Origin of the sequence: Paraburkholderia sp. CI3 (assembly GCF_050436505.1) — a bacterium.
In the GTDB taxonomy this organism is placed as follows: Bacteria; Pseudomonadota; Gammaproteobacteria; order Burkholderiales; family Burkholderiaceae; genus Paraburkholderia; species Paraburkholderia tuberum.
On sequence record NZ_JBNDMI010000004.1, the window covers coordinates 666,506 to 691,666 of the forward strand.

24 protein-coding genes are annotated in these 25,161 nt (G+C 65.8%); 16 read left to right on the plus strand and 8 right to left on the minus strand.

Annotated features, from left to right (window positions below; genetic code table 11):
* The first annotated feature begins 10 nt into the window (after positions 1-10).
* The 5 genes from OKW29_RS24580 (at position 11) to OKW29_RS24600 (ending at position 2,764) form a co-directional block, all read left to right on the plus strand.
* Positions 11-679: a hypothetical protein gene (locus OKW29_RS24580; RefSeq protein ID WP_429292936.1), complete on the plus strand. Its 669-nt coding sequence runs from the start codon at positions 11-13 to the stop codon at positions 677-679.
* A gap of 84 nt (positions 680-763) precedes the next feature.
* Positions 764-1,948 (plus strand): cystathionine beta-lyase, encoded by a 1,185-nt coding sequence (locus OKW29_RS24585; protein WP_429292937.1) that lies wholly within the window; start codon positions 764-766, stop codon positions 1,946-1,948.
* Between the two features lie 114 nt (positions 1,949-2,062).
* Positions 2,063-2,218, plus strand: coding sequence for a hypothetical protein (locus OKW29_RS24590; RefSeq protein ID WP_429292938.1), 156 nt, complete (start codon positions 2,063-2,065; stop codon positions 2,216-2,218).
* A 21-nt stretch (positions 2,219-2,239) separates the two neighbouring features.
* Positions 2,240-2,581: a hypothetical protein gene (locus OKW29_RS24595; protein WP_429292939.1), complete on the plus strand. Its 342-nt coding sequence runs from the start codon at positions 2,240-2,242 to the stop codon at positions 2,579-2,581.
* A 51-nt stretch (positions 2,582-2,632) separates the two neighbouring features.
* Positions 2,633-2,764: a hypothetical protein gene (locus OKW29_RS24600; RefSeq protein WP_260321381.1), complete on the plus strand. Its 132-nt coding sequence runs from the start codon at positions 2,633-2,635 to the stop codon at positions 2,762-2,764.
* Between the two features lie 78 nt (positions 2,765-2,842).
* Here OKW29_RS24600 and serB read toward each other — a convergent pair whose 3' ends face one another.
* On the minus strand, positions 2,843-3,682 hold the full coding sequence (gene serB / locus OKW29_RS24605) for a phosphoserine phosphatase SerB (protein WP_429292940.1): 840 nt from the start codon (positions 3,680-3,682) through the stop codon (positions 2,843-2,845).
* 281 nt (positions 3,683-3,963) lie between these two features.
* Here serB and OKW29_RS24610 point away from each other — a divergent pair, with 281 nt between their 5' ends.
* From OKW29_RS24610 to OKW29_RS24625, 4 genes are all read left to right on the plus strand, one after another.
* Positions 3,964-5,199, plus strand: a complete 1,236-nt coding sequence (locus OKW29_RS24610) for a cytochrome P450 (RefSeq protein WP_429292941.1) — start codon at positions 3,964-3,966, stop codon at positions 5,197-5,199.
* Positions 5,200-5,400: 201 nt separating this feature from the next.
* Positions 5,401-6,411, plus strand: a complete 1,011-nt coding sequence (locus tag OKW29_RS24615) for a Ku protein (RefSeq protein WP_429292942.1) — start codon at positions 5,401-5,403, stop codon at positions 6,409-6,411.
* A 48-nt stretch (positions 6,412-6,459) separates the two neighbouring features.
* Positions 6,460-9,276, plus strand: a complete 2,817-nt coding sequence (ligD, locus tag OKW29_RS24620; protein WP_429292943.1) for a DNA ligase D — start codon at positions 6,460-6,462, stop codon at positions 9,274-9,276.
* Between the two features lie 87 nt (positions 9,277-9,363).
* On the plus strand, positions 9,364-9,666 hold the full coding sequence (locus tag OKW29_RS24625) for a hypothetical protein (protein ID WP_184063655.1): 303 nt from the start codon (positions 9,364-9,366) through the stop codon (positions 9,664-9,666).
* A 22-nt stretch (positions 9,667-9,688) separates the two neighbouring features.
* On the opposite strand, the gene OKW29_RS24630 is transcribed toward OKW29_RS24625, so the two are convergent.
* Entirely contained in the window at positions 9,689-10,657 is a 969-nt protein-coding gene (locus tag OKW29_RS24630) for a LysR substrate-binding domain-containing protein (protein WP_429292944.1), read from the minus strand.
* A 112-nt stretch (positions 10,658-10,769) separates the two neighbouring features.
* Between OKW29_RS24630 and OKW29_RS24635 the strand changes: the two genes are divergently transcribed.
* Positions 10,770-11,786, plus strand: a complete 1,017-nt coding sequence (locus OKW29_RS24635) for a zinc-binding alcohol dehydrogenase family protein (protein WP_429292945.1) — start codon at positions 10,770-10,772, stop codon at positions 11,784-11,786.
* A gap of 233 nt (positions 11,787-12,019) precedes the next feature.
* Positions 12,020-12,568, plus strand: a complete 549-nt coding sequence (locus OKW29_RS24640) for a DUF6013 family protein (protein WP_429292946.1) — start codon at positions 12,020-12,022, stop codon at positions 12,566-12,568.
* 69 nt (positions 12,569-12,637) lie between these two features.
* On the opposite strand, the gene OKW29_RS24645 is transcribed toward OKW29_RS24640, so the two are convergent.
* Positions 12,638-13,444 carry an ABC transporter permease gene (locus OKW29_RS24645; RefSeq protein ID WP_429292947.1) on the minus strand — a complete coding sequence of 269 codons (807 nt, stop codon included), beginning with the start codon at positions 13,442-13,444 and terminating at the stop codon, positions 12,638-12,640.
* Positions 13,441-14,181 (minus strand): ABC transporter ATP-binding protein, encoded by a 741-nt coding sequence (locus OKW29_RS24650; protein ID WP_429292948.1) that lies wholly within the window; start codon positions 14,179-14,181, stop codon positions 13,441-13,443. Before OKW29_RS24650 ends, OKW29_RS24645 begins: the two co-directional genes overlap by 4 nt.
* A gap of 170 nt (positions 14,182-14,351) precedes the next feature.
* Here OKW29_RS24650 and OKW29_RS24655 point away from each other — a divergent pair, with 170 nt between their 5' ends.
* A complete protein-coding gene (locus OKW29_RS24655) occupies positions 14,352-16,835 on the plus strand; it encodes an AsmA family protein (RefSeq protein ID WP_429292949.1) in 2,484 nt (827 codons plus the stop codon).
* A 149-nt stretch (positions 16,836-16,984) separates the two neighbouring features.
* On the opposite strand, the gene OKW29_RS24660 is transcribed toward OKW29_RS24655, so the two are convergent.
* Positions 16,985-17,476 carry a hypothetical protein gene (locus OKW29_RS24660; RefSeq protein ID WP_184063633.1) on the minus strand — a complete coding sequence of 164 codons (492 nt, stop codon included), beginning with the start codon at positions 17,474-17,476 and terminating at the stop codon, positions 16,985-16,987.
* A gap of 68 nt (positions 17,477-17,544) precedes the next feature.
* Between OKW29_RS24660 and OKW29_RS24665 the strand changes: the two genes are divergently transcribed.
* The 4 genes from OKW29_RS24665 to OKW29_RS24680 all read left to right on the plus strand — a co-directional run bounded on the left by OKW29_RS24665 (position 17,545) and on the right by OKW29_RS24680 (position 22,079).
* Positions 17,545-17,835, plus strand: a complete 291-nt coding sequence (locus tag OKW29_RS24665) for a hypothetical protein (RefSeq protein ID WP_187628285.1) — start codon at positions 17,545-17,547, stop codon at positions 17,833-17,835.
* A gap of 28 nt (positions 17,836-17,863) precedes the next feature.
* Positions 17,864-19,474 carry a sensor histidine kinase gene (locus OKW29_RS24670; RefSeq protein ID WP_429292950.1) on the plus strand — a complete coding sequence of 537 codons (1,611 nt, stop codon included), beginning with the start codon at positions 17,864-17,866 and terminating at the stop codon, positions 19,472-19,474.
* An 80-nt stretch (positions 19,475-19,554) separates the two neighbouring features.
* A complete protein-coding gene (locus OKW29_RS24675; protein ID WP_184065000.1) occupies positions 19,555-20,046 on the plus strand; it encodes a response regulator in 492 nt (163 codons plus the stop codon).
* 59 nt (positions 20,047-20,105) lie between these two features.
* Positions 20,106-22,079, plus strand: coding sequence for a response regulator (locus OKW29_RS24680; protein WP_429292951.1), 1,974 nt, complete (start codon positions 20,106-20,108; stop codon positions 22,077-22,079).
* A gap of 123 nt (positions 22,080-22,202) precedes the next feature.
* Here OKW29_RS24680 and mscL read toward each other — a convergent pair whose 3' ends face one another.
* The 3 genes from mscL to argE all read right to left on the minus strand — a co-directional run bounded on the left by mscL (position 22,203) and on the right by argE (position 25,105).
* Positions 22,203-22,649, minus strand: a complete 447-nt coding sequence (gene mscL / locus OKW29_RS24685) for a large conductance mechanosensitive channel protein MscL (RefSeq protein ID WP_429292952.1) — start codon at positions 22,647-22,649, stop codon at positions 22,203-22,205.
* Between the two features lie 99 nt (positions 22,650-22,748).
* Positions 22,749-23,783 carry a threonine ammonia-lyase gene (locus OKW29_RS24690; protein ID WP_429292953.1) on the minus strand — a complete coding sequence of 345 codons (1,035 nt, stop codon included), beginning with the start codon at positions 23,781-23,783 and terminating at the stop codon, positions 22,749-22,751.
* An 89-nt stretch (positions 23,784-23,872) separates the two neighbouring features.
* Entirely contained in the window at positions 23,873-25,105 is a 1,233-nt protein-coding gene (gene argE, locus OKW29_RS24695) for an acetylornithine deacetylase (protein WP_429292954.1), read from the minus strand.
* Between the last annotated feature and the right edge of the window lie 56 nt (positions 25,106-25,161).

The window sequence follows — 25,161 nt, forward strand, 5'->3', positions numbered from 1 at the left end:
GATCGACGGGATGCAGGAAGCGAAAAAAGTGACGAAGGGTTCGGCAACGCGCGCCTTGCGCCGGCGCGCCGGCGTGGTGGTGAGTGCCGCCGCGCTGTTGTGCACGGGCACGGTGCTGTGGATGCCGTCGCAGGCGTGGGCGGAAAGCGATGCGGTCAAGGCACTGGCCGCGCCGCCGCCGATCCAGCTGCCGCTGAAACCGAGCCCCGAGTTCGCGAAGTTTCCGCGCTACGTGGGCACGCTCGGCGCGCGGCCGATCGTGCTGCGGCTCGGGCCCAAGACCGACGATCCATCTGGCGTGCACGGCGAGTATCAGTACACCGATAGCGGCGAGGTGATTCTGATCGCCGGCGATCGCGACGGCGATACGCTCGAAGTCGAGGAATCGAACGACGGCACGCATATCACCGGCAACTGGGTCGGCAAGTTCGCGGCGGACGGCTCGCTCGAAGGCGACCGCATGAACGTCGACGATTCGAACCCTCAGGAATTCAACCTGAAGCCGCTGGCGGCAGGGCAGGCGGTGCCGTTGGCCGGTTCGGCCGGCGGTGCGGCGACGAGGCCTGCAGCCCTCTCACCGCAACCGGCCGGGGCCAACGGCGCGGCGGCTCCCGTGCCGGCACCCGCTGCCGGCGGGCACCCAGTGGGCGGCGTCAGCAACCTGCAAACGGGCTACTGATGCGCGCGCGCGCCGGGCATCCGGAATCGCGCAGCGCGGCCGTTGCTTCAGGCTCGCTTCACTATGTTTTTCACCGAGCTTCACATGACTGAATCCAAATTCAAACATGGCCTGCAGACCCGCATCGTGCGTGCCGAGGACCAGATCACGCCGGGCTTCGAATCGTTCTCGACGCCCGTCACGCGCGCGTCGACGGTGGTGTTTCCCGACCTCGCCGCGATGCGCGCGCTCGACTGGAAAAACGACGCGCAATGGCGCTACGGCCTGCATGCGACGCCGACGCAGATCGCGCTCGCTCAGCGCCTCGCCGCGATCGAGGGCGGCAATCATGCGCTGCTGCAGCCGTCGGGGCTGTCGTCGATCTCGAACGTCTACTTCGGCCTCATGAAGGCCGGCGACGACGTGCTGATTCCCGATAACGTGTACTCGCCGAACCGCGACCACGGCGACTGGCTCGCGCGCGATTTCGGTATCACGGCGCGCTACTACGATCCGCTGATCGGCGCGGGCATCGCCAGTCTGATCCAGCCGAACACGCGCCTGATCTGGATCGAGGCGCCCGGCTCGGTGACGATGGAAGTGCCCGACGTACCGGCCATCACGGCGGCGGCGCGCGCGCGCAAGGTCGTCACCGCGATCGACAATACGTGGTCCGCGGGCCTCGCGTTCCGGCCGTTCGACCACGGCGTCGACATCTCGGTGCAGGCGCTGACCAAATACCAGTCGGGCGGCGGCGACGTGCTGATGGGCGCGACGATCACGGTCGACCGCGACGTGCATGTGAAGCTGAAGGCGGCGCGCATGCGCATGGGCATCGGCGTGTCCTCGGACGACTGCTCGCTGATCCTGCGCAGCCTGCCGAGCATGCAGTTGCGTTTCGCGCAGCACGATCGCGTGGCGCTGTCGCTCGCGACGTGGTTGAAGAGCCGGCCGGAAATCGTCGCGGTGTTGCATCCGGCGCTCGGTGACTGTCCGGGGCACGAAGTGTACAAGCGCGATTTCAGCGGCGCGGGCGGACTGTTCTCGGTGGTGTTCGACGAACGGTACAGCGCGGCGCGGATCGACACGTTTTGCGAGTCGCTCGAACTGTTTTCGCTCGGCTGGAGCTGGGGCGGCGCGCATAGCCTCGCGATGCCGTACGACATCGCGTCGATGCGCACTGCGGCGCAGTGGCCGCGTCGCGGCACGTTGGTGCGCTTCTATATCGGTCTGGAAGACGAGGCGGACCTGCGTGCGGATATCGAGCAGAGCCTGGCCAAGCTGGCTTAACGCGCGTTAGCCCTGTTCGACACGTTGTTCGAGAAGGCCGCCGGGATGTGTTCCCGGCGGCCTTTTTTGTTGCCCTGAGTATCAGGCAGACCCGACCGTTCGGCCGAATGTTCGATGCCGCGGCGCGACGCTACGATCGTGTGCTTGCCGGATAACGTTGCGGCGCTCGGGGGAGGGGCTTGGATGAATCTTTTCTTCTGGCTGTTGCTGAACCTTGCGGTGCCGATTGCCAAGCCGATCTTTACGCTCGCGCTCGTCGCGCCCGCGTAGGGCTGGCGCGTTGCCAGGACGATGATTGCGGCGTCGGTCGAGGACGGGCAACTGTTCTGGTGTGCGATCGGACTTTGCGCCGCCGCGATTTATGAGGCGGTGATGGCCTTGGAGCAGGGCAGCGGGGAGACGTCGATGCTTGCGTTGGGGATCGTTGGGTTCTGCGGGTTGGCGTTCGCCTGTTCCATAGCCGTGATGGCGCGCTTACTCAAGGTGCGGCGGGACGGCTTCGGCACCGTTATCGATCACCGGCAGACCGAGTCCGTGGTTGGCGCGCTATCACGTGGGGCGATAGGCACGTCAATTTTCATGACCTGCCTGGCGGCGCTTCTATCCGCGGCCCTGCACATTTACCTCAATTAGTTTTATTGGATAGTGCAGCTCTTATACTTGTTCTGTCTTGTGGAGGAGCTTATGAAACAATTTATCCTGTCATTGGAAATAGGCAAAAATCACGATCGCATCATGAAGGGCGTGTTGATCTTCAGCATCCTGATTTCCATCGGCATGTTCGCGCTGTTCCTGCCGGCCATTTTCAACAGATAACGCAACGGTTCGCGCGGCTCGCTAGCGCGTCGGTCGTTGTGCCGACGCGAGCGATAACGGATCCCTCGAGCGCCAGCCTCAAACCAACCGCAGCAAACCGTCCAGTCCAACGAAATTGAACGACACGCTGGCTGCTTCCCGCACCACCGGCTTCGCCCGGAATGCAACCGAGAGTCCCGCTTCGGCCATCATTTTCAGGTCGTTCGAGCCGTCGCCCATCGCAATTGCGCGCGACGGTTCGATGCCGAGCGTCGCGCAGGTTTCGCGCAGCGTGCGCGCTTTCACGTCGGCATTGACGATCTCGCCCATCACATTGCCGGTCAGCTTGCCGTCGATGATTTCAAGCGTGTTCGCGCGCGTGAAATCGAGCCCAAGGCGCGTCTTCAGCTTCGCGGTGAAGAACGTGAAGCCGCCCGACACGAGCAGCGTTTTCAGGCCCGCCTGTTTCGCGCCGGCCAGCATGCGTTCGGCGCCCGGCGACAACCGCAGCCGCTCCTCGTACACGCGCTCGAGCGCGCTGGCGTCGAGCCCTTTCAGCAGCGCGACCCGACGAATCAGGCTCTCGTTGAAGTCCTTGATCTCGCCGCGCATCGCAGCCTCGGTGATCGCCGCGACTTCGGCTTTGAGCCCGCAGAAATCGGCGATTTCGTCGATGCACTCGATCGTGATCAGCGTCGAATCCATGTCCATCGCGACGAGGCCGAAGTCGCTCAACTGGCGGCCGGTTTCGACAAACGCGTAGTCGAGTCGATGCGCATAGCAATACGCTTCGACGTCGGCGCGTTGCGCGAGGTTCGCGCCGGCGATGCGAATCGCGTGCTCGTCGATGACGGCGGCGTGCGAGCCGCGTGCGAGCGCGACGAGCGTTTTGTGGTGGTCGGCGGAAAGGGGGGCGACGCTTTGAATGACGAGGTTCATGGACGACCGGTGACGCGGGAAGAAAGAGGCGCGTGGCGCGCGGAAAATCCCGCTATTGTATCGGTTCTGTGCGTTGGCCCGTCGCAGGCGGCTGCGCCGGGCTTGCCGTGCGCTCCGGCGGCGTGCGGTTCATACTGGCGCATCGAATCATGTGATGCAGTCGTCGCGTTGGCTGAAGCCGGCGATCGGCGCATCGCCGTAACGGAACAGGCCGAACGAATACGGTCACACGAACCCACCACCCCACACGGGCGCAACAAGACGCCCCACGGAGACAACGCATGACCCCGGCAACCGCCAGCGAGGCATCCTCCCTTGCCCGCGACTTCGATCTGCGTCATCTGAGCCCGGCGTTCTACGCCGATCCCTATCCGGTCTATCACGCACTGCGCAGCTATGAGCCAATCCGGCGCATGCCCGACGGCTCGCTGTTCCTGACGCGCTTTCGCGACGTGCAGGCGGTCTACCGCGACCCCAAGACCTTCAGCTCCGACAAGACCGTCGAGTTCCGCCCGAAATACGGCGACTCTCTCCTCTACGCGCATCACACCACGAGTCTCGTGTTCAACGATCCACCGCGCCATACGCGGGTGCGCAAGCTGATCGCCGGCGCGCTGACCGCGCGCGCGATCGCGGCGATGGAGCCCGCGCTGATCCGGCTCGTCGACGGCCTGCTCGATGCGGCCGCGCAGCGCGGACGTATCGATCTGATCGGCGCATTCGCGGCGGCGATTCCGGTCGAGGTCATCGGCAATCTGCTCGACGTGCCGCACGATGAACGCGCGCCGCTGCGCGACTGGTCGCTCGCGATACTGGGCGCGCTCGAGCCGTCGCTGACCGACGCGCAGTTCGAGCGCGGCAATCGCGCGGTCAGCGAATTCGTCGACTATCTGCGCGGCCTCGTCGCACGACGCCGCCGCGAGCCGGGCGATCCGCAGCACGACGTGCTGACGCGGCTGATCCAGGGGGAGGGGCCGGACGAGCAGCTATCTGAAGCCGAACTGCTGCAGAACTGCATTTTCATCCTGAACGCCGGGCATGAAACGACCACCAACCTGATCGGCAACGGGCTCGTCACGCTGAGCGAGTGGCCTGACCAGCGTGCCGCGCTGCTGCGCGAGCCGGAGTTGATCGGCACCGCGCTCGAGGAGTGCTTGCGCTTCGAGAGTTCGAACCAGCTCGGCAATCGCATGGCCACCGTCGATACCGAGATCGGCGGCGTCGCGCTCGCGCGCGGCACGCCGGTCACGCTGTGCATCGGCGCGGCCAATCGCGATCCCGAGCAGTTTGCCGAGCCGGACCGCTTCGATATCCGCCGCGACCCGAACCGGCATCTCGCGTTCGGGTTCGGGATTCATCAGTGCGCGGGTCTGTCGCTGGCGCGGCTGGAGGCGCGGATTGCGATCGGGCGCTTCGTGCAGCGCTTCCCGGCGTATCGCGTCGATGGTGAGCTGACGCGGGGCGGTCGCGTGCGGTTTCGCGGGTTTGCGTCGGTACCGGTCCTGCTCGAGCCTTGATGCGGGCGCCGCGTAGACCGCGCGCACCAGGAAAACCGTAGGTTTTGCCGCCTCGTCGCAAGACTTACAACCCCATGACAGCACGCCGCCGAGCCGACCCGCTCCTGCTTTACGCGTGGCAGCAGTGTCGAGCGCGCCCAAACGCGGGCACGCTTGCTGCTTCGCCTGATATCTCAGGGCCATGGGACAGGGGAGCGCGCGATGGCACACATGATCTGGAAGGGCGCAATCAGTTTCGGGCTCGTCCACGTACCGGTGCAGCTTTATCCGGCGACGCAGTCGGAGAAGGTCGGCTTCAATCTGCTCGACAAGCGCACGATCGATCCGATCGGCTACAAGCAGTTCAACAAGCGGACCGGCAAGGACGTGACCCGCGACAACATCGTGCGCGGCTTCGAGTACGAGAAGGATCGCTACGTCGTGTTGTCGGACGACGAAATCCGTTCGGCGAACCCCGAGTCGACGCAGACGGTCGACATCCTCGCGTTCGTCGACGCCCCCGACATCTCGTTTCTCTATCTCGATACGCCGTATTTCCTGACGCCCGACCGCAAGGGTGAAAAGGTCTATGCGCTGTTGCGCGAGGCGATGACGGCGTCGGGCAAGATCGGCGTCGCGAGTGTCGTGCTGCACAACAAGCAGCATCTGGCGGCGCTGATTCCGCTCGGTCCGATGCTCGCGCTGAACACACTGCGCTGGGCCGACGAGGTGCGCAATTTCGACGAATTCAACGTGCCGCCCGAAGGCATGAAGGCCGCCGGCGTGTCGGCGAAAGAACTCGACATGGCGAAAAAGCTGATCGACGACATGAGCGAGACGTGGGACCCGATGCAGTATCACGATACGTTTCGCGACGACATCATGGCGCTCGTCGAGCGCAAGATCCAGGCGGGCAAGACCGAGGAGGTCGTCGAGGTCGAAACGCCGCACGAGTCGCGCAAGTCCGCCGACATTCTCGACCTGTCCGATCTGCTGCGCCGCAGTCTTGGCCGCGGCAAGGGCAAGCAGGCCACCACGGGCCGCAAGCGCGCCGCCGACGAGGACGAGGATCAGAGCGATAGCGAGGCCGAGTCCGATGAAGAGGCGGCCGCGCCCGCGCGCAAAAAGCCGCGCGCGGCGAGCACGGCGCGCAGTCGCAGCGGTAGCGGCGGCAGCGGGCGCGCGACGTCGAAAACCACCACAACGTCCCGCAAACGGCGCGCGGCGGCCTGAGCGCGCGGCCGAGCCGTCTATGGCACCAAACGCACCGGAGTCATCGCCATGAACGACCGACTCGACCACTATCATCGCAAGCGCCGCTTCGAGGATACGCCGGAGCCGGCCGGCGCGACGACCCGCGAGCGCGCCGCGAGCAAGACCGGCAAGCGCGCGACGCGTGCCGCGCCCGATACGCTCTCCTACGTGATCCAGGAGCACGACGCGCGGCGTCTGCACTACGACTTCCGGCTCGAACTGAACGGCGCGCTGCTGTCGTGGGCGGTTCCGAAGGGGCCGAGCCTCGACCCGTCGGTCAAGCGGCTCGCGGTGCACGTCGAGGACCATCCGGTCGAATACGGTACCTTCGAGGGCGAGATTCCGCCCGGCAACTACGGCGCGGGAACCGTGATCGTGTGGGATCGCGGCACGTGGGAGCCGGCGGGCGGCGCGGCCGAAGCCGCGCGGTCGTACGCGGCCGGCAAGCTCAAGTTTCATTTGCACGGCGAGAAGCTGCATGGCGGCTGGACGCTCGTACGGAGCCACATGCGCGGCAGCGGCGACAAGGAGCAATGGCTGCTGATCAAGGAGCGCGACGAGGAAGCACGCGACGAAAGCGACTACGACGTGCTGAAGAAGCTGCCGGGCAGCGTGCTGGCCGACGGGGCTTCGAAAGGCAGGAAAACGAAGCAATCGAAAGCGCAGACGAAAACCTCGCGCGACGGCAAGGCCACGAGCGCGGGCAAGCCGGCGAAATCCGCATCCTCGCGCCGCGCAGCCGATCCCAAACGCCCCGACATCGTCGCGACGCGCAGCGCGCAGTCGCTACGCGAACTCGCCGCATCGCCGTCGATCGAAGGCGCGGTCAAAGCCGCCTTGCCCGCGAGCCTGAAGCCGGAGCTGGCGACGCTCGTCGACAGCGCGCCGTCAGGCGATGACTGGCTCTACGAAATCAAGTTCGACGGCTACCGCGTGCTCGCGCGCATCGACCACGCGTCGAAAGCGAAGGGCGGTGCCGTCAGCGTTTTCACGCGCAACGGTAACGATTGGACCGCAAAGTTCAGCAAGCAGATCGAGGCTCTCGCGGCACTCGATGTGCAAAGCGCGTGGCTCGACGGCGAAGCGGTCGTGCTCGATGAACGCGACGTGCCGAACTTCCAGTTGCTGCAAAACGCGTTCGATGCGCATCGCCCGCAGGACATCGTGATCTATCTGTTCGATCTGCCGTTTCTGAACGGCTACGACCTGCGCGACGCGCCGCTCGAACAGCGCCGCGCGATTTTGCGCGCGCTGCTCGAAGGCGTCGACGATCGCGTGCTGCGCTTTTCGAACGACTTCGCGTTCAGCGCCGACGAGCTGCTCAAGAGCGCGTGCGACATGGCGCTCGAAGGCATCATCGGCAAGCGGCGTGACAGCAGCTATGTGTCGGGCCGCTCGCCGTCGTGGATCAAGCTGAAGTGCCGGCGCCGCCAGGAGTTCGTGATCGGCGGCTATTCGGAGCCGGGCGGCAGCCGCTCGGCGTTCGGCGCGCTGCTGCTCGGCGTCTACGACGCCGATGGCCGGCTGCAGTACGCAGGCCGCGTCGGCACCGGCTTCGACGCCGCGCTGCTGCGCTCGGTCAAACAGGCGCTCGACGCGCACGCGAGCAAGCGCATGCCGTTCGCGAGCACACCGCGCGAGCGCAGCCGCACGGCCGTGCATTGGGTCGAGCCGGTGCTCGTTGCCGAATGCAACTTCGCCGAATGGACGGGCGACGGCATCGTGCGCCAGGCGTCGTTCGTCAGCCTGCGCGACGACAAGCCGGCCCGCCAGATCGTCAGGGAAACCGCCCGACAAGGAGCCGACGTGCAACAGCAAACCGAAACCGCCACCGCCGATACGCCGCAAACAGGTGCGCCGAAAAAGCGCGCAACCAGCAAGACCGCCAGTGCCGCCAGGCCCGCCGCCAAGGAAAGCGCGCCCGCCCGAACCACGGCAACACGCTCGCGTGCACAGAGCGAAATCGCCGGCGTGCGCATCTCGCATCCCGATCGCGTGATCGACAAGAGCAGCGGCGCAAGCAAGCTCGAACTGGTGCAGTACTACGAATCAATCGCCGAATGGATGCTGCCGCATCTGCGCGAGCGGCCCGTCGCGCTGGTGCGCGCGCCCGAGGATATCGGCGGTGAGCTGTTCTTCCAGAAGCACAGCCAGAAGCTGTCGATTCCGCACGTCACGCAGCACGAGGGACTCGATCCGGGCCATCCTCCGCTGATCACGATCGACACGCTTGCCGCGCTGGTCGGCGCCGCGCAGATGGGCACCGTCGAGTTTCATACGTGGAATGCGGTCGCGTCGAATATCGAAAAGCCCGATCGCATGGTGTTCGATCTCGACCCGGACCCGTCGCTCGGCTGGGAACGCATGGTCGAGGCCGCGCAACTGACCCGCTCGCTGCTCGACGAACTGGGCCTGAAGTCGTTCTGCAAGACGAGCGGCGGCAAGGGCTTGCACGTGGTCGTGCCGCTTGCGAAGCAGGCCGGCTGGGACGAAGTGAAGGATTTCTCGCAGGCGGTCGCGCAGCACATGGCGACGACGCTGCCGCAGTACTTCAGCGCCAAGATGGGCGCGCAGAATCGCAAGAAAAAGATTTTCATCGACTATCTGCGCAACAACCGTGGCTCGAGCACGGTGGCCGCATTCTCGGCGCGCGCGCGACCGGGGCTCGGGGTGTCGGTGCCGCTCGCGTGGGACGAACTGGAGAGCACGACGAGCGGCGATCAATGGGGCATCCGCAACGTCCACGAGCGCGTGGACGGCCTCAGAAACGACCCGTGGGCCGACTACGCAAAGACGCGTCAGCGCATCACCGCGGCGATGAAAAAGCGTCTGGGCGTCGCGTGATGAGCGCTCGTCCGGGGGGCTGAATCCCACCCGCGAATTCGCCGTGCGTACTTGGCGCGCGAACGCGCTTCGCGAAGGAGCAATGCAATGAAGACCCAGCCGCAATCGACCGATGGCGACCCGCAAGCCGACCCGCACGCGAACAAGGATCCGAAGTCGTTGCAGGAAGCCGCGGCGCCGCTGCCGCATGAAGCCGACCAGCATCCCGAGTCGCAGCACGAGGACGAGCCGCGCCATGTCGGCAAGCAGGCGCATGACGACATCGAGCATGGGCAGCAGGATACCGACCGCCGCGGCGGCGGCGAGTATCAGCAACGCACGCAGAACGACGCACATGCCGATGTGAACTCGGATCGCAAGCAGGGCGGCGCAAAGGGCGGCAAGCGCTGACGCGGCGTAGCGGGCATCGCGTCTACGCGCCCGCCAGGCCAACCGGCTCGCGATCCCAGTACGGCGGATCGCCGAAATGCGCGGCGACGAAGTCGATGAAGGCGAGCGTCTTCGGCGGCACGAACGCGCGGCTTGGGTACACGGCCCAGATCGCAACGTCGTCCGCGAGACGATAGCTGTCGAGCACGCTGACGAGTTTGCCGCTGCGCAGATAGGGCGCCACGTCCCATGTCGATTTCAGCGCGATGCCGAAGCCCGCGAGCAGCGCGTCGCGAATCACCTCGCCGTTGTCGGTGACGAGGCGGCCGCTCACGCGCACGTCGAGGGGACCGGCGGGCGTCACGAAGCGCCAGTCGCGCTGCTCCGACAGGATGATGCACTCGTGCCGCGCGAGATCCGACGGATGATGCGGCGTGCCGCGCGCGGCCAGATAGGCGGGGGCCGCGCACAGCACGCGGCGGTTGACCGCGAGCCGCCGCGCGACCAGCGACGAATCCTTCAGCACGCCGACGCGAATCGCAACATCGATTCCCGCGTCGACCAGATCGACCACCTGATCGGTCAGGCGCAGATCGACGCTGACCCCCGGATAGCGGCGCAGAAACTCGCTGATCACCGGCGACACATGCTGACGCCCGAACGACGACGGCATCGACACGCGCAGCCGCCCCTGCGGCTCGGCCTGCGCGCGGCCGACCGATGCGCGCGCGGCGGCGGCCGCGTCGAGCAGCGCCTCGGCGCGCGTCATGAACACTTCACCGTCCTGGGTGAGGCTGATGCGGCGCGTGGTCCGATGCAACAAACGCGCGCCGAGGATCTTTTCGAGTTGTGCGATCCGCGCGCTCGCGACCGCCGCCGACAAACCGAACTCGCGCCCGGCCGCCGACACGTTGGCGAGCAGCGCGGCACGCACGAACAACGCGACGTCGAGCAGATCGAGCCGTTCGCGTTCGCTGGGCACGGACCGGCCGGCCGGGCTTGAATCGTCCATTATTCTGAAATACCAAAAAATGATTCAGTGATTATGGCTGTTTTATCAGAATAAGAACGATCCTACGATACGAGTCATGCGTGCACATCAACCGAACCCACAAGGAGCAGCCATGAAAGCCGTCGGACTCTACCGTTATCTGCCCATCGATCACGCCGAAGCGCTCGTCGACGTCGAGATCCCGAAACCCGAAGCGACCGGCCGCGATCTGCTGGTCAAGGTCGAAGCCATTTCCGTGAACCCGGTCGACACCAAGGTGCGCGCGCCGAAAGACACGCTCGAGAAGACGCCGCGCGTGCTCGGCTGGGATGCGGCAGGCACCGTCGTCGCGGCCGGGCCCGAGGTCACGCTGTTCAAGGTCGGCGATCCGGTGTTCTATGCGGGCAGCATTACGCGGCCGGGGGCCAACAGCGAGTTTCATCTGGTGGACGAACGGATCGTCGGGCACAAGCCGGCGTCGCTCGATTTCACGCACGCGGCCGCGCTGCCACTGACCGCGATCACTGCGTGGGAAGCATTGTTCGATCGCCTCGGCGTATCGCCGCAGGGCGCCGACGCAGGCCGTACGGTGCTGATTTTCGGCGGCGCGGGCGGGGTCGGCTCGATCGGCATCCAGCTCGCGAAGCAGCTCGGCAAGCTGCAGGTGATCGCGACCGCGTCGCGGCCCGAATCGGCGAAATGGGCACGGGAGCTCGGCGCGGATCACGTCGTCGATCACTTCGGCGATGTGCCCGCGCAGATGAAGGAGATCGGCATCGAGCAGGTCGACTACGTGCTGATCTTCAACGACACCGACCGTAATTTCCCGGCCGCCGCGCAACTGATCAAGCCGCAAGGCGGCGTCTGCACGATCGTCGAGAACAGCGCGGCCGTGCCCGTCGAATTGCTGAAGGCGAAGAGCGCCGCGTTTCACTGGGAGTTCATGTTCACCCGCTCGATGTTCGGCACGACCGACATGATCGAGCAGCACAAGCTGCTGACCGAGGTCGCGCGGCTCGTCGATGCCGGCACGTTGCGCACGACGCTCGGCCAGGACCTCGGCCGCATCAACGCGGAGAATCTGCGTCGCGCGCATGGGTTGCTCGAAGCGGGACGCGCGATCGGCAAGCTGGTGCTGACCGGCTTCTGAGATGAAATCGACGCGCAGAAAGCGCGTCGCCGCAAGCGGGTTAACACCCGGGCCGACACGACACGCGCGGCAGCGCGCTTGGCGTTAGACTGACGACGCAGCATGCCAAAACGGTTGCGTGTCTTGCGGCGAGGCCAGCCGGTATGAACCGGCCGGCCCTCGGCAGTGCGTGAACAGTGCACAAGCAGTCGCGTCGACGCGAGCGCGCAGCGGCACAACAAGGAGGTGACAGTATGAGCTTCAGCTTCAAACTCTCCGCCGTTTCCGTTGTCGCTTCTCTCGCCTGCGCGCTCGTGCCGGCTGCTCGCGCAGCCACGCCGATCACGGTGACCAACAAGGCCGCGCTCGACGGTCCGATCCGCTACACCGTTCGCGTCACGTCGAAACAGTTCGGCAATTCCCAAGAGACCCGCACGATCCGCTCGGGCGAATCGGACGACTTCACGTGGAAGACCGTGCCGCCCGGCGGTCCGGTGGCCGCGACGGACGCATGCCCGGACTATGCGTCGCTACCGGTCGACGAGAATGGCGCGATGATCCGCCAGACGCAGATCCGCTTCGCGCCGGTGGTGGCGAGCGACGGCACCGCGGCCGTCCAGCTGAGCTTCCAGGCGCAGACGCCGCATGGCGTCAAAACCGTGACGAGCGGCGGCAAGACGCTCAAGTGTCCGAACGATATGCGCGTGAGTCAGATCGTGCGTTTCACGATGCCGGTCAACGGCACGACGAAAACGCTGACACTGACCGACGGCACGGAGATCGCCGTCACCGCGAAGCGTTGAAGGTTCGAGCGTGCGGCGTGATGGCCGCGTGCGCGACCGTAGCACGCGCTAGCGCGTCATCCTTGTGCGTCATCCTTTGCGTGCCTCACGCTCGCCGAGCCGCGCCGGCAAGAACTGATGCTCGGCCGAAAAGAGCCGCCGGTACGTGAGCAGCACCGCGCCCACGGTCCCCAGCGCCGCCGCCGCCGCGATCAGAAACATGATGACGATCTGATAGCGCACCGCCTGCAATGGCGACTGCCCGGCCAGCACCTGACCGGTCATCATGCCCGGCAAACTGACGACGCCGACCACCGCCATCTGGTTCAACGTCGGCATCATGCCGGCGCGCACCGCCTGGCGCGCCGGCGCCTGGGCGGCTTCCCAGCGTGTCGCGCCGAGCGCGAGCGCCATGTCGACGCGGTCGCGCCGCGCGGTCAGCTCCTCGGTCATCCGCTCGATGCCGAGCGATACACCGGTCAGCGTGTTGCCGAGGATCATGCCGAGAATCGGAATCGCATATTGCGGCGCGTACCACGGATGGATGCGGATCACGACGAACAGTCCCACCGCGGCCACGAGCCACGAGCTGACCCAGATCGACAGCACGCTGTCGGCGCGTTGTCCGGCATAGGTGTGGCTGCCGCGCTGCGCGCCGGCGAAACCGGCGATCAGCGTCATCACGATCATCAGCGGCAGCACCACGTACCAGCGAGCGAAACTGAACACCCAGCCGAGCACATAGCCGATCGCGAGCAACTGGAACACGGTGCGCACCGCCGCCCATGCGAGCTTGCGCTCGAGATCGAGCTTCAGCGCGACCGACACCGCGCCATTCACGACGATCAGCAGCGTCGCGATCGCGACGTCCCATAAGCTCAGATTCTGCAGGCTCATTGGCGGGGCTCCCGACGCTGGTCCGCGGGAGCGCGTTGGTCCGCATCGCGCCGCACGGAAGTGTGTTCGGCCAGTACGCCGGCGCGCATCGTCAGATGCCGTTCGCTCATGCGTGTCGCCTGCTCGACATCGTGCGACACCCACATCGATGCGTGAGCGCCCGGCGCGGCATCGAACCACGCCTGCACGAGCGCTTCGATCGCGCGCGACGACGCCGGGTCGAGCGATGCGGTCGGCTCGTCGAGCAACAGCACTTCGGGCGCGAGTTGCAGCACGCGGATCAGCGCGGCGATCTGCGCTTCGCCACCCGATAATTCGCTTGCGCGCTTGCCGAGAAAGTCCTCGCCGCGGCCGGCCTGCATCGCAAGACTGGCCGCGCGCGCGCGATCGAAGCGCGCGTCGCGATATGCCCGCAGCTCAAACGGATAGCGCAGATTGTCTTCGACGCTGCCGTCGATCAGCGCGGGCCGCTGCCGGATATACGCGATTGCGCGCCGGTAGCGCGGAATCCGCGCACGCTCGAGCGGCGCGCCATGCCACAGGATGCGCCCCGCATCGACCGGATCGAGCAGCGCGAGCGCGCGCAGAAACACGCTCTTGCCGGAGCCGGACGGTCCGGTAATCGCGACGCGCTCGCCGGCGCGCAGGGCGAAGGTGGTCGGCTGCAACAGCGTCTGGCCGCGCTGCGCATCGCGCCGCACAATGCCGTCGGCGAGGACGAAGGGAACATCGGTCATGGTTGGAACGTCGTGGGGAGGGTGTGCCGGTGGGGCTGTCGGCAAAGCGTGCGCCATGATAAAACGACGAGGCGCAACAGCGCACGACCGACGCGTCGATTCATGCTCGCGCGCCAGGTACGATAACTGCTGCACGGTGCACAACGTAGAACAATGCGCGGAGCTTTTCAATGGCAGGGTCGAGCAGCACCGGACGACGGGTCGGAAAAATCTTTGCATGGCTGCTGGCGGCGCTCGTGATCCTGATCGTCGCGCTCGTCATCTTCATCCTGAGCTTCGACTGGAACCGCGCGCGGCCTTACATCGACGACAAGGTCAGCCAGGCGATCGGCCGGCCGTTTGCGATCAACGGCGACCTGAAAGTGGGCTGGCGTCATGCGGTCGGCGAGACCGGCTGGCGCGGCTGGGTGCCCTGGCCGCGCTTTTCGGCGGCCAACATCACGATCGGCAATCCCGACTGGACCAAACAGCCGCAGTTCGCGACGCTCGACGAAATCGACTTCGAGGTCGAGGTGCTGCCGCTGCTCGCGCACGACATCGTGATTCCGGCGATCAACCTCGTGAATCCGTCGGTCGATCTGGAACGTCTTGTCGACGGGCGCAATAACTGGACCTTCAAGCTGCCGTCGTCGAGCGGACCCACCGAGTGGAAGCTCGATCTGCACGATATCGCGTTCGCGAAGGGCAACATCGCGCTGTCGGATCAGCAGAAGAAGGTCGAGGTGCAGATGGTCGTCGATACGCTCGGGCGGCCGATCCCGATCGGCGACGCGCTGAAGCAGCAGGAAGCGGCCTCGCGCAGCGCGTCGGCTCAGGCCGTCGGCCGGGCGGGCGCGCGCCAACTCGCCGCGCAGGCCGAGGCACAGGCGGCCTCGGAGGCGAAGGCGGCTTCCGCAGCGGCGGCTTATGAAGCGGCGGCGCAGGCGTCGGGCGCATCGGGCGCGTCCGCAACGTCGGGCGTGGCCGCGAGTTCCGGCGCGCTCGCGACGAGCGGCGCCGCCGCACCAGCCGAAACCACCAGCGGGAGCGCCAGCCCGGCCGCGGCTGTCTCGGGGGCGAGCGGCAGCGCACCTGGCGCCAGGCGCGCGACGCCGCTTTATGCGATCGGCTGGACCGTCAAGGGCACCTACAACCGCACGCCGGTGTCGGGCAACGGCAAGCTCGGCGGCGTGCTCGCGTTGCAAGACGCGAACCGGCCGTTCCCGGTGCAGGCCGATGTCAAAGCCGGCGATCTGCATATCGCCTTCGTCGGCACGATCACCGATCCGGCGCATCTCGGGGCGCTCGATCTGCGTCTCTGGCTGCAGGGCAACAGCATGGCGCGCCTGTATTCGCTGACCGGCGTGACCTTGCCCGAGACCCCGCCGTACGCGACCGAAGGCCATTTGATCGGTCAGTTCAAATCGAGCGGCAACGTGTTCACGTATGAAAACTTTACAGGCCGGGTCGGCGGCAGCGATCTGAACGGTTCGTTGACCTATACCGGGCGCGAGCCACGTCCGCTGCTGCAGGGCGAACTCGAGTCGCATCTGTTGCAGTTCTCGGATCTCGCGCCGGTGATCGGCGCCGATTCGAACGCGAGCAAGGCGAGGCGCGGCGACGCGGCCGCGCAGCCGGGCAACCGCGCGCTGCCGGTCGAGGAGTTCCGCACCGAGCGCTGGAAGGCGATCGACGCCGACGTCAAGTTCACCGGCCGGCGCATCATCAAGAACTCGAACCTGCCGATCACGGATCTGTACACGCACGTCGTGATGACCGACGGCGTGCTGTCGCTCGAGCCGCTGAAGTTCGGCGTCGCGGGCGGCTCGCTCGCGTCGGACATTCATCTCGATGGCAGCGCGGCGCCGCTGAAGGGCCGCTTCGCGATGTCGGCGCGGCACGTCAAGCTGAAGCAATTGTTCCCGAGCTTCAAGACGATGCAGAACGCGCTCGGCGAGATCAACGGCGATGCGTCGCTGTCCGCGACCGGTAATTCGCCGGCGGCGCTCGCGGCGACTTCGAACGGCGAGTTGAAGGCGCTCGTGACCGACGGCACCGTGAGCCGTCTGCTGATGGAGGCGGCCGGGCTCAACGTCGCGAACGTCGTCTATGAAAAGCTGTTCGGCACTAGCAACGTGAAGATCAATTGCGCGGCCGCCGATTTCGTCGCGACCGACGGCGTGCTCGAAGCGCGCGTGTTCGCGCTCGACACCGGCGACGCGGTGATCAACATCGACGGTCACGTGAATCTGCGCGACGAGACGATGGACCTGGGCGTGCATCCGCATACGAAGGGCTTCCGGGTCTTTTCGCTGCGCTCGCCGCTGTACGTGAAGGGCACCTTCAAGGATCCGCACGTCGGCGTCAATGCGGCCGCGCTCGCGTTGCGCGGCGGCGCGGCGGTCGGGCTCGGGCTGATCAATCCGTTCGCGGCGCTGATCCCGCTGCTTGCGCCGAGCAACAACAAGCCGCTGCCGTGCGCGCAATTGCTCGCGCAAGTGCGGCAGATGCCGAAGGCGCCGCCGCCGGGCGTCAAGCAGCAGCCGAAGGCGCCGATATCGCTCGAGGGCGCTCCGGTCAACAAGTCTTCGGGCGGCGCGTCGCCGCCAGCCGCGGTGGATCGTAAGCCAGCGACGTCGTCGCCGGCGAGCGCGGCCGAATACAAGGGCAGCTGAGGCGCGGCGAGCGCGTCGATGATGCGATCGCCGAATCAACGGCATGATGCCGCGTGAGGAGCTGCGCGCGGTTGCCGTCGAGCCAGGGTTTCGATGAAGCGAAGAGAACGACCTGTCGGCAGCCCTGAACTTCAGGGTGCCCGATTGGCCTATCTGAGCGAACGTGGTGTTGCATCGCCCGACGCATCCTGGCGACGCACGCCGCGCCGGGTACCGATTCGTGTCGCGCCGAACTCCATCAGAATCTTGCCGCGCGCACGGCTCGCGAACACGAGGAAGCCGAAGCCGTCGGCCTCGTACCAGTAGCCGCCGTTCTCGAGACCATCGAGCGGCTGCTCCAGCGCGTTGGTAATGGATTCGAGGCAGCGCCGCCGCAATTCGGCTGGTGCGGGGTAGGGCGGCTGTGCGCCGCGCACACTGCATAGAAGCACGTCGAGTCCGGGCAGCACGTGTGCATAGAGCACCGGTTCGTCCTGCGCGCGAGCCCGCGCAATCTTGGTGTCGAGTTGACCGAACGGCTTGAAATGCCGCAGAACCGCGAGGAACGACTCGTCGCCGTCCACCTTCGCGCGTCTACGCTTTTTCGGGAAGGACATAAAAATTCGCCTGAAAAAGAATTGCAAGAATCGCTGCGTCCTCATGCGACCACTCCCGGCTTTCGCGCGCCGCACGTCGATGTTTTATAGCATACGACAAGGCCGGATTCACGATGATTCGACGCTACCGCATCGCCCCACCGCCTCCCGCACGAATCATGCCGAACCGCCTCGCCGCGCGCATTCGCATCCCAGCACACCTTGTCTCCATCATAGACGCAGGCGGCGCGGAAAAAACATCCCATCCCAATAAAAAAGTCATCTTTGTGTGGTCGAGCGCTTGCTGGCGCGTCGTTGAAATATCACTGATTCACGTCGATAATGGCCCGTCCAGCCGCGCGGCGCCCGCCTTGCAGGGCGCGACGGGTGCGCGCGCGAGCCCCGCCGTTCGAGTGACAGCCTGAACCACAGCCTGAATGCCCTGACGGGACCATGAAACTATTCACCAAAGGTCTGCTGCTGATCGCGATACCGAGCGTGGTCGAACTCGCGCTGCTCGGGGTCGTCTTCGATACCCAGGAGCGGACCGCGCAGGCCGCGCGATGGGTCGACAACAGCAAGCAGATCCTCTACGAGTCGTCGGCCATCGTCGATCCGCTGCTGCGTCAGGCCGCGCGCGTGCGCACGGCGATGGTGACGGGCAGCGCCTCGCTGATCGACCGCCATGCGGTGTGGGTCGACCTGAATGACCGGCTCGCGAAGCTCGATGCGCTCGTCGCCGAAACGCCGGCCCAGGCCGAGCGCGTGCGCAGCATGCGGCGCGCGATCGACGCGTATCGCGAACAGAGTGTCGCGATCTCGCAGGCGTTGCACGAGGGGCGCAGTCTACGCCGCTATATCGCGCTCGAAACCGGCGAGTTGCCGGAGCAGATCGCCGTGTTCCGCGACGAGTTGGCCCAGTTCGGCGCGGCGGCGTCGGAGCTCGACGTCGAGCGCTCGAGCGCGCTCCGCGAGCGGCGCGAGCTTCAGCAGCGCGTGCTGATCGCCGCGGTGTTCGGCTCGATGTTGATCTGGGCGGTCACCGCCTTCGTGTTCGCGCGCGGCATCGGCCAACGCCTCGAAGTGCTGACCGATAACGCCGAGCGGCTCGGCAGCGGCCGGCCGCTCGCGGCGCCGTTGTCGGGCAGCGACGAAATCGCCGCGCTCGACACGGTGCTGCATCAGACCGATGCGCGTCTGCGCGAGGCGGAAGCCGGGCAGGAGGCGCTGAAGACGGAACTCGAAGCACGCGCGCGCGAACTGGCGGCCGTCAATGAGGAATTGCGCCAGGAAACGCAGGACAACGAGATGTTCATCTACAGCGTGTCGCACGATCTGCGCTCGCCGCTCGTCAATCTGCAGGGGTTTTCGAAAGAGCTGCACGTGTCGTGCGACGAACTCGACGTGCTCGTCGGACAGGCTCGTCTGCCGGAGAACGAAGCACGGCGCATGACGCAGATCCTCAATGGCGACGTGCGCGAGTCGTTGCACTATTTGCGGACCGCGGTCGCGCGCGCGGCGGCGATCATCGACGCGCTGTTGCGCATCTCGCGCGCGGGACGGCTCGAATATCAGTGGCAGCGGGTCAGCGTCGAGCGCGCGGTGGCGCGAGTCGTCGATGGACTGCAAGGCACGATCGACCACCGCGTCGCGAGCGTCACGGTGCGCGAGCTGCCGCCCGCATGGGGCGATCCCGCGGCGGTCGAGCAGATCTTCGGCAACCTGATCGGCAATGCGCTGACTTTCCTCGACCCGGCGCGCCGCGGGCGCATCGAGGTCGGCGCGCTCGCGCCCGAACCCGTCGACGAAAGCGAGCCGCGCGCGGTCCGTATGCGCACCTATTACGTCCGCGATAATGGGCTCGGCATTCCGGCCGTGTATCTGTCGAAGGTGTTTCGCGCGTTCCAGCGTCTGCACGGGGACGCCGCAAGCGGCGAGGGGATCGGCCTCGCGGTGGTGCGGCGCGCGGTCGAGCGGCACGGCGGGCGCGTCTGGGTCGAATCGGCCGAAGGCGCCGGATCGACCTTTTTCGTGGTGCTGCCCGAGCAGCCGGCGCGCCTCTGAGCGCGGCGCACGCCGGCGCGGGCACTGCCGCTGCCCTTCTCCCGGCGGCATGGATGACGAATCGTTGGCACGGAGAGCCTATGAATCACGCGCAAGCGGTCAGCATCGTTCTGATCGAAGACGACGACGGCCACGCGACGCTCGTCGAGAGGAATCTGCGCCGCGCCGGCATTTCGAACGGCTTCGTGCGCTTTCGCGACGGCCAGCAGGCGCTCGATTACTTCTTCGGCCCCGCGGCCGCTGAGCCGTTGACCGACGCCGACGGCCATCCCTATCCGCCGCGCGAGAATCTGGCGAATTTCGTCGTGCTGCTCGATCTGAAGATGCCGCGCGTCGACGGCTTCGAGGTGTTGCGACGTCTGAAGGAAGCCCCCGAGACCGCCGCCGTGCCCGTGATCGTGCTGACCACGACCGACGATCCGCGCGAAATCGCGCGCTGCTACGAACTCGGTTGCAACGTCTATCTCTGCAAGCCGGTCGAATACGATGCGTTCATCGAGGCCGTGCGTCGGCTCGGCTTTTTCCTGCAAGTGGTCAAACTGCCGCCGGGGCATCGGCTCGCGCCGCCCTGAAGCTGTCCGAAAGCCGTTCATGACAAGATGAGCACCGTATCGAGCCGGAGAGCACCTGCATGATCGAAGAAGTGTCCACGCCGCACGCCGCCTATGTGCTCGTCGTCGATGACGACGAGGGCATCTTGCGGCTCGCGCGCAAGTCGCTCGAACGCGCCGGCTGCCGGGTGACGATCTGCGCCGGCGTCGAGGCGGCCCGCGAGCGGCTCGCGAGCCGCGCCCCCGATCTGCTCGTGCTCGATTATCAGCTGAGCGGACCGGAGACCGGGCTCGATTTCTTCCGGCGTCTGCGCGCGGAAGGCGTGCGCATTCCGGCGATCCTCGTGACCGGCTTCACCGACGAGTCGCGCGTGATCGAAGCGCTGCGCGCGGGCGTGTCCGACGTGGTGCCGAAGTCCGGCGACTATCTCGACTATCTGCCAGAGGCCGTGGAGCGCGTGTTGTCGCAGGTGCGGCTGCAACGCGCGTCCGACGAAGCGCTGCTGCTGCGCGATCGCGAGCTGCATTACCGCACGCTGTCGGAGACGTTACCGCATCTCGTGCTGACCTGCGACGCGGCCGGCGATTGCGACTTCCTGTCGAAGCAGTGGTACGACTACACCGGCTTGCCCGAACATGGCTCGCATGGTCTCGCATGGCTCGACGCCGTGCATCCCGACGATCGCGAGCAGATCCGGCAAAGCTGGCTGAAGGCCGTCGCGAGCCGCAGCGGCGACTATCGGCACGAGCTGCGGATTCGCCGCCACGACGGCGAGTACCGCTGGTTCGACGTGCGCGTGGTCGCGATGCGCGATGCCGATGGCAACGTCAGCAAATGGTTCGGTAGCTGCACCGACATCCACTCGCAGCGCGAGGCGATCGAGGAGCGCGAGCGACTGCTCGAGTCCGAGCAGGCCGCGCGCCAGGCGGCCGAACAAGCGAATCGCGCGAAGGACCGTTTTCTCGCGATGCTGTCGCACGAATTGCGCACACCGCTCACGCCGGTGCTCGCGGGCGCGAGCGTGCTCGAGATGATCCCGGAACTGCCGGAGCAGGCGCGTGCGAGCGTGCGCATGATCCGCCGCAACGTCGAACTGGAGGCGCGGCTGATCGACGATCTGCTCGATCTGACGCGCGTCGCGAACGGCAAGCTGCGGCTGTCGCTGGAGACCGTCGACGTACACGACGTGATCGACAGCGTGCTCGAACTCTTTCGCAGCGAAATCCAGGTCAAGCAGCAGGACGTGCATGTCGAGAAGCACGCGACGCATCACTACGTGCTCGCCGATCGCGCGCGGCTGCAACAGATGCTGTGGAACCTGATTCGCAATGCCGCGAAGTTCACGCCGGACGGCGGCCATATCTATGTGCGCACACGCGACGAACGCATGCAGGTGCAGATCTCGGTCGAAGACACCGGCATCGGCATCGAGCCGGAGCAGATCGGCAAGCTGTTCAATGCGTTCGAGCAGGGCGACCAAAGCATGACGCGGCAGTTCGGCGGCCTAGGTCTCGGTCTCGCGATCACGAAGGCTTTGACGGACGTGCACGGCGGCACTGTGACCGCGCAGAGTCCCGGACCGCATTGCGGCGCGACCTTCACGATCACGCTGCCGACCGCCGCCGCGCCGGCCCCCGCGCCGCCGGTCATCGTGCCGAGCAACGTGCAGCCGGCGAGTTCGCTGTCCGTGCTGCTGATCGAGGACCATGCCGACACCGCCGACGTGATGGCCCAATTGATGCGCGCTTTGGGTCATCAGGTGATGGTGGTCGGGCGCGTCGACGATGCGCTTGCCGCGACGCAGTTGCACAGGTTCGATCTGGTTGTCAGCGATGTCGGATTGCCCGATGGCACCGGTCTCGATTTCGTCAAGGCGTTTCGCGAACATTCCGACGTGCCAGCCGTCGCGCTGACCGGCTTCGGCACCGACGAGGACGTGCGCCGCTGTTTGAGCGCGGGCTTTACATCGCATTTGACGAAGCCGGTCAATTTCGGCCAGCTCGAAGCGATGATCGAAAATGCCGCGCAATTGAAGCGGCGAAAGGATGAGTAAGGTTCGATAAGGGGCAACGCGCTGAAGGCAGCGTGAAAACACAAAGGCCTGTTGCGACGCCGATCGCAACAGGCCTTTTAATTTCACTGGCTCAGGCCGTCCAACCCGAGCTTGATTCGACGATTAACGCTGCTGGTTCGTCAGCGAATCGCGGATCTCGCGCAGCAGCAACACGTCTTCCGGCGGCGGCGGCGGCTCCGCCGGTGCGGCTTGCGGCTCCTTGCGCAGTTTGTTGATGAACTTGACCATCAGAAAGATGATGAACGCGAGAATGATGAAGTTGATCGTCGCGGTAATGAACGAACCGTAACCGAACACCGCCACGCCACCCGTTTGCAGGTCTTTATACGATTCGGGGTTGCCTTTGTAAGTGGCCGGAATATGGCCCAGGCGAACGAACAGATTGGAGAAATCGAGGCCGCCGGTAGCGACCCCGACAACCGGCATGATCAGGTCTTTAACCACGGAATTGACAATGGTGGAAAATGCGCCGCCGATAATCACACCGACCGCCAGATCCATCACGTTGCCTTTGAGGGCAAATTCTTTAAATTCCTGGATCATGCTCATACCTACACCTCCCTGATGTGAATAGCCGAATCATACCAACCTGAAGCGGATAGGCTAGTGCTTTAGCCGCAAGGCAACAAGCGCATCTGCTGCGCGTCGCTATTGAGGAAACTGTGACTCGCTATGGCGCGCGCGCTCCAGATGCGCGGCAAAACTGACCGGGTCGATATTGGCGCCGCACAGCAGCACGCCCACGCGTTTGCCCTGCAACTGTTCGCGCAGCGGTCCGAGCAATCCGGCCGTGGCGGCCGCGCAAGCCGGCTCGACCGCGAGCTTCAGCTGATTGAACAGGATCAGCATCGCCTCGCGCAACTGGTCGTCGGACACGGTGACGATCCGATCGACATGGCGGCGGCACAGCTCGTAGCTGTATTGCTCGGTATGCGGCGACATCAGCGAATCGGCGATGCTGTGCATGTGGCCCATTCTGACCGTATGGTTGGCGGCAAAACTCTTGCTCATCACGTCCGAGCCTTCGGGTTCGACGCCGTACACGTGCACGTTCGGATTCGCGAGCCGCAGCGCGGTGGAGACCCCGGCCGCGAGTCCGCCACCGCCGATCGGCACGATCACCGCTTCGAGGTCGGGCGTTTGCGTGGCCCATTCGTAGCCGAGCGTCGCCGAGCCGAGCACCGTGCGATAGCCGTTGAACGGATGCACGAAATAGCGGCCTTCCTCGGCCTCGACGCGGCGCACCAGTTCGAACGCTTCGGCGAGATCTTCCGCATAGACGATGTCGGCGCCGTACTCGCGGCACAACGCGACGCGGGCCGGATTCGCTGCGCTGAACAGCACGACCTTAGCACTGACGCCGAGCCGCATCGCCGCATAGGCGACCGCCACCGCGTGATTGCCGCCCGACACGCAGGTGACACCCGCGCTCTTCTGCGCGTCGTCGAGCGCGAGCAGGTTCGTGAAGGCGCCGCGTGCCTTGAAGCTGCCGCCCGCCTGCAGCAGCTCGAACTTGAAATTGACGACGGTGCCGCGCAGCGACGAGAAGTCGAGCCGGTCGAACACCGGCGTGCGCGCGACCCAGGGCGTCAACACGAAGTGCTGCGCGGCGATGTCGTCGAGCGTGGGGATCGGCTCACCGTCGATCGTGTGATCCGTGTGCTGCGGCATGGCGCTGGACATGGCGGTCGCTCCGGAGTCGTCGATGTCGCTGAGGCCCGTGGCTCGGCGCGCAGGTTCACTGCGGCTGCGCGCCGCTGCAACGAAACGGGCTAAGCGGCCTCGACCGACATGCTGTGGATGAACTTGCGCAAGAAGCGCTCGCACGCGACGAGCTGCTCGAGCTCGACGAATTCGTTCGCCTTATGCGCCTGCTGGATGTCGCCGGGGCCGCAGACGATGCTCGGAATCCCCGCGTTCGAAAACAGGCCGGCCTCGGTGCCGTATGCGACCTTGCGCTTGTCCTGGTCGGCCGTCAGCGCGCGGACGAGCTGCGTGATCGCGGCCTGTTCGGACGAATCGAGTCCGGGCGCCGCGGCGATCTTCGTGATCTCGATCGCGGCCGAGGGATGCTCGCGCAGCATTTTCGGCAGCAGCGTTTCGCGCGCGTAGCTGTCGATGCGCGCGAAGATCTGCTCGGGATCGAGAGTCGGCAGATTGCGGAACTCGAACTGGAACTGGCATTCGGCCGGCACCGTGTTGATTGCGTTGCCGCCCGTGATCGTGCTGGTCTGCGCGGTGCTGAACGGCACGTCGTACAGTTCGTCGAAGGGGCCTTGCGCGCGGAACTGGTCGGCCATGTCGCGGATGTAGCAGATCAGGCGAGCCGCGTACTCGATCGCGTTCAAGCCCTTCGGCGTCAGCGACGAATGCGCGGCCTGGCCGCGTACGCAGCACTGATACGCGTTGATGCCCTTGTGCGCGATGATCGGGCGCATGCTGGTCGGCTCGCCGACGATGCAGCCGTCCGGCTTTACGCCGCGCTTCATCAGATCGGCGATCAGAAGCGGCGCGCCGACGCAGCCCACTTCCTCGTCGAACGACAGCGCGAAGTGGATCGGCTTCGCGAGCTTCGTGCGCTGCATGTCCGGCACGAGCGCGAGCGCCGCGCCGATGAAGCCCTTCATGTCGCAGGTGCCGCGGCCATAGAGCTTGTCACCGCGAATCTCCGGCTTGAACGGATCGCTGTCCCATTGCTGGCCGTCCACCGGCACGACGTCGGTGTGGCCCGACAGCACGACGCCGCCGTTCGTTTCGCCGTCGTGCGCGGGAATGGTCGCGAACAGGTTCGCCCATTTGCCGCCCTTGCCGTGCGTCAGCGTCGCGTCGATACCGACCGCGCGCAGTTCGTCGCGCACAGTTTCGATCAGGCCGAGGTTTGGATTGCGGCTCACCGTGTCCATCGACACGAGACGGGTGACCCAGGGCAGAGATATTGGAGAAGCGGGGGACGTGGAGGAGGCGGACGACTGCAACGATTGCGCCGTTTCAGCGACGTGAGACATGACATGACTCCAGCGTTTTGTGTCTATCGATCATATCCCAAATTGCATTTTCGTAA

What these genes read in the sequence shown, in the direction of transcription:
- OKW29_RS24580 (WP_429292936.1), top strand. Translation starts at nt 11, where the DNA reads ATGCAGGAAGCGAAAAAAGTGACGAAGGGTTCGGCAACGCGCGCCTTG.
- OKW29_RS24585 (WP_429292937.1), top strand. Translation starts at nt 764, where the DNA reads ATGACTGAATCCAAATTCAAACATGGCCTGCAGACCCGCATCGTGCGT.
- OKW29_RS24590 (WP_429292938.1), top strand. Translation starts at nt 2,063, where the DNA reads ATGCCGCGGCGCGACGCTACGATCGTGTGCTTGCCGGATAACGTTGCG.
- OKW29_RS24595 (WP_429292939.1), top strand. Translation starts at nt 2,240, where the DNA reads ATGATTGCGGCGTCGGTCGAGGACGGGCAACTGTTCTGGTGTGCGATC.
- OKW29_RS24600 (WP_260321381.1), top strand. Translation starts at nt 2,633, where the DNA reads ATGAAACAATTTATCCTGTCATTGGAAATAGGCAAAAATCACGATCGC.
- serB (WP_429292940.1), bottom strand. Translation starts at nt 3,682, where the DNA reads ATGAACCTCGTCATTCAAAGCGTCGCCCCCCTTTCCGCCGACCACCAC.
- OKW29_RS24610 (WP_429292941.1), top strand. Translation starts at nt 3,964, where the DNA reads ATGACCCCGGCAACCGCCAGCGAGGCATCCTCCCTTGCCCGCGACTTC.
- OKW29_RS24615 (WP_429292942.1), top strand. Translation starts at nt 5,401, where the DNA reads ATGGCACACATGATCTGGAAGGGCGCAATCAGTTTCGGGCTCGTCCAC.
- ligD (WP_429292943.1), top strand. Translation starts at nt 6,460, where the DNA reads ATGAACGACCGACTCGACCACTATCATCGCAAGCGCCGCTTCGAGGAT.
- OKW29_RS24625 (WP_184063655.1), top strand. Translation starts at nt 9,364, where the DNA reads ATGAAGACCCAGCCGCAATCGACCGATGGCGACCCGCAAGCCGACCCG.
- OKW29_RS24630 (WP_429292944.1), bottom strand. Translation starts at nt 10,657, where the DNA reads ATGGACGATTCAAGCCCGGCCGGCCGGTCCGTGCCCAGCGAACGCGAA.
- OKW29_RS24635 (WP_429292945.1), top strand. Translation starts at nt 10,770, where the DNA reads ATGAAAGCCGTCGGACTCTACCGTTATCTGCCCATCGATCACGCCGAA.
- OKW29_RS24640 (WP_429292946.1), top strand. Translation starts at nt 12,020, where the DNA reads ATGAGCTTCAGCTTCAAACTCTCCGCCGTTTCCGTTGTCGCTTCTCTC.
- OKW29_RS24645 (WP_429292947.1), bottom strand. Translation starts at nt 13,444, where the DNA reads ATGAGCCTGCAGAATCTGAGCTTATGGGACGTCGCGATCGCGACGCTG.
- OKW29_RS24650 (WP_429292948.1), bottom strand. Translation starts at nt 14,181, where the DNA reads ATGACCGATGTTCCCTTCGTCCTCGCCGACGGCATTGTGCGGCGCGAT.
- OKW29_RS24655 (WP_429292949.1), top strand. Translation starts at nt 14,352, where the DNA reads ATGGCAGGGTCGAGCAGCACCGGACGACGGGTCGGAAAAATCTTTGCA.
- OKW29_RS24660 (WP_184063633.1), bottom strand. Translation starts at nt 17,476, where the DNA reads ATGAGGACGCAGCGATTCTTGCAATTCTTTTTCAGGCGAATTTTTATG.
- OKW29_RS24665 (WP_187628285.1), top strand. Translation starts at nt 17,545, where the DNA reads ATGATTCGACGCTACCGCATCGCCCCACCGCCTCCCGCACGAATCATG.
- OKW29_RS24670 (WP_429292950.1), top strand. Translation starts at nt 17,864, where the DNA reads ATGAAACTATTCACCAAAGGTCTGCTGCTGATCGCGATACCGAGCGTG.
- OKW29_RS24675 (WP_184065000.1), top strand. Translation starts at nt 19,555, where the DNA reads ATGAATCACGCGCAAGCGGTCAGCATCGTTCTGATCGAAGACGACGAC.
- OKW29_RS24680 (WP_429292951.1), top strand. Translation starts at nt 20,106, where the DNA reads ATGATCGAAGAAGTGTCCACGCCGCACGCCGCCTATGTGCTCGTCGTC.
- mscL (WP_429292952.1), bottom strand. Translation starts at nt 22,649, where the DNA reads ATGAGCATGATCCAGGAATTTAAAGAATTTGCCCTCAAAGGCAACGTG.
- OKW29_RS24690 (WP_429292953.1), bottom strand. Translation starts at nt 23,783, where the DNA reads ATGTCCAGCGCCATGCCGCAGCACACGGATCACACGATCGACGGTGAG.
- argE (WP_429292954.1), bottom strand. Translation starts at nt 25,105, where the DNA reads ATGTCTCACGTCGCTGAAACGGCGCAATCGTTGCAGTCGTCCGCCTCC.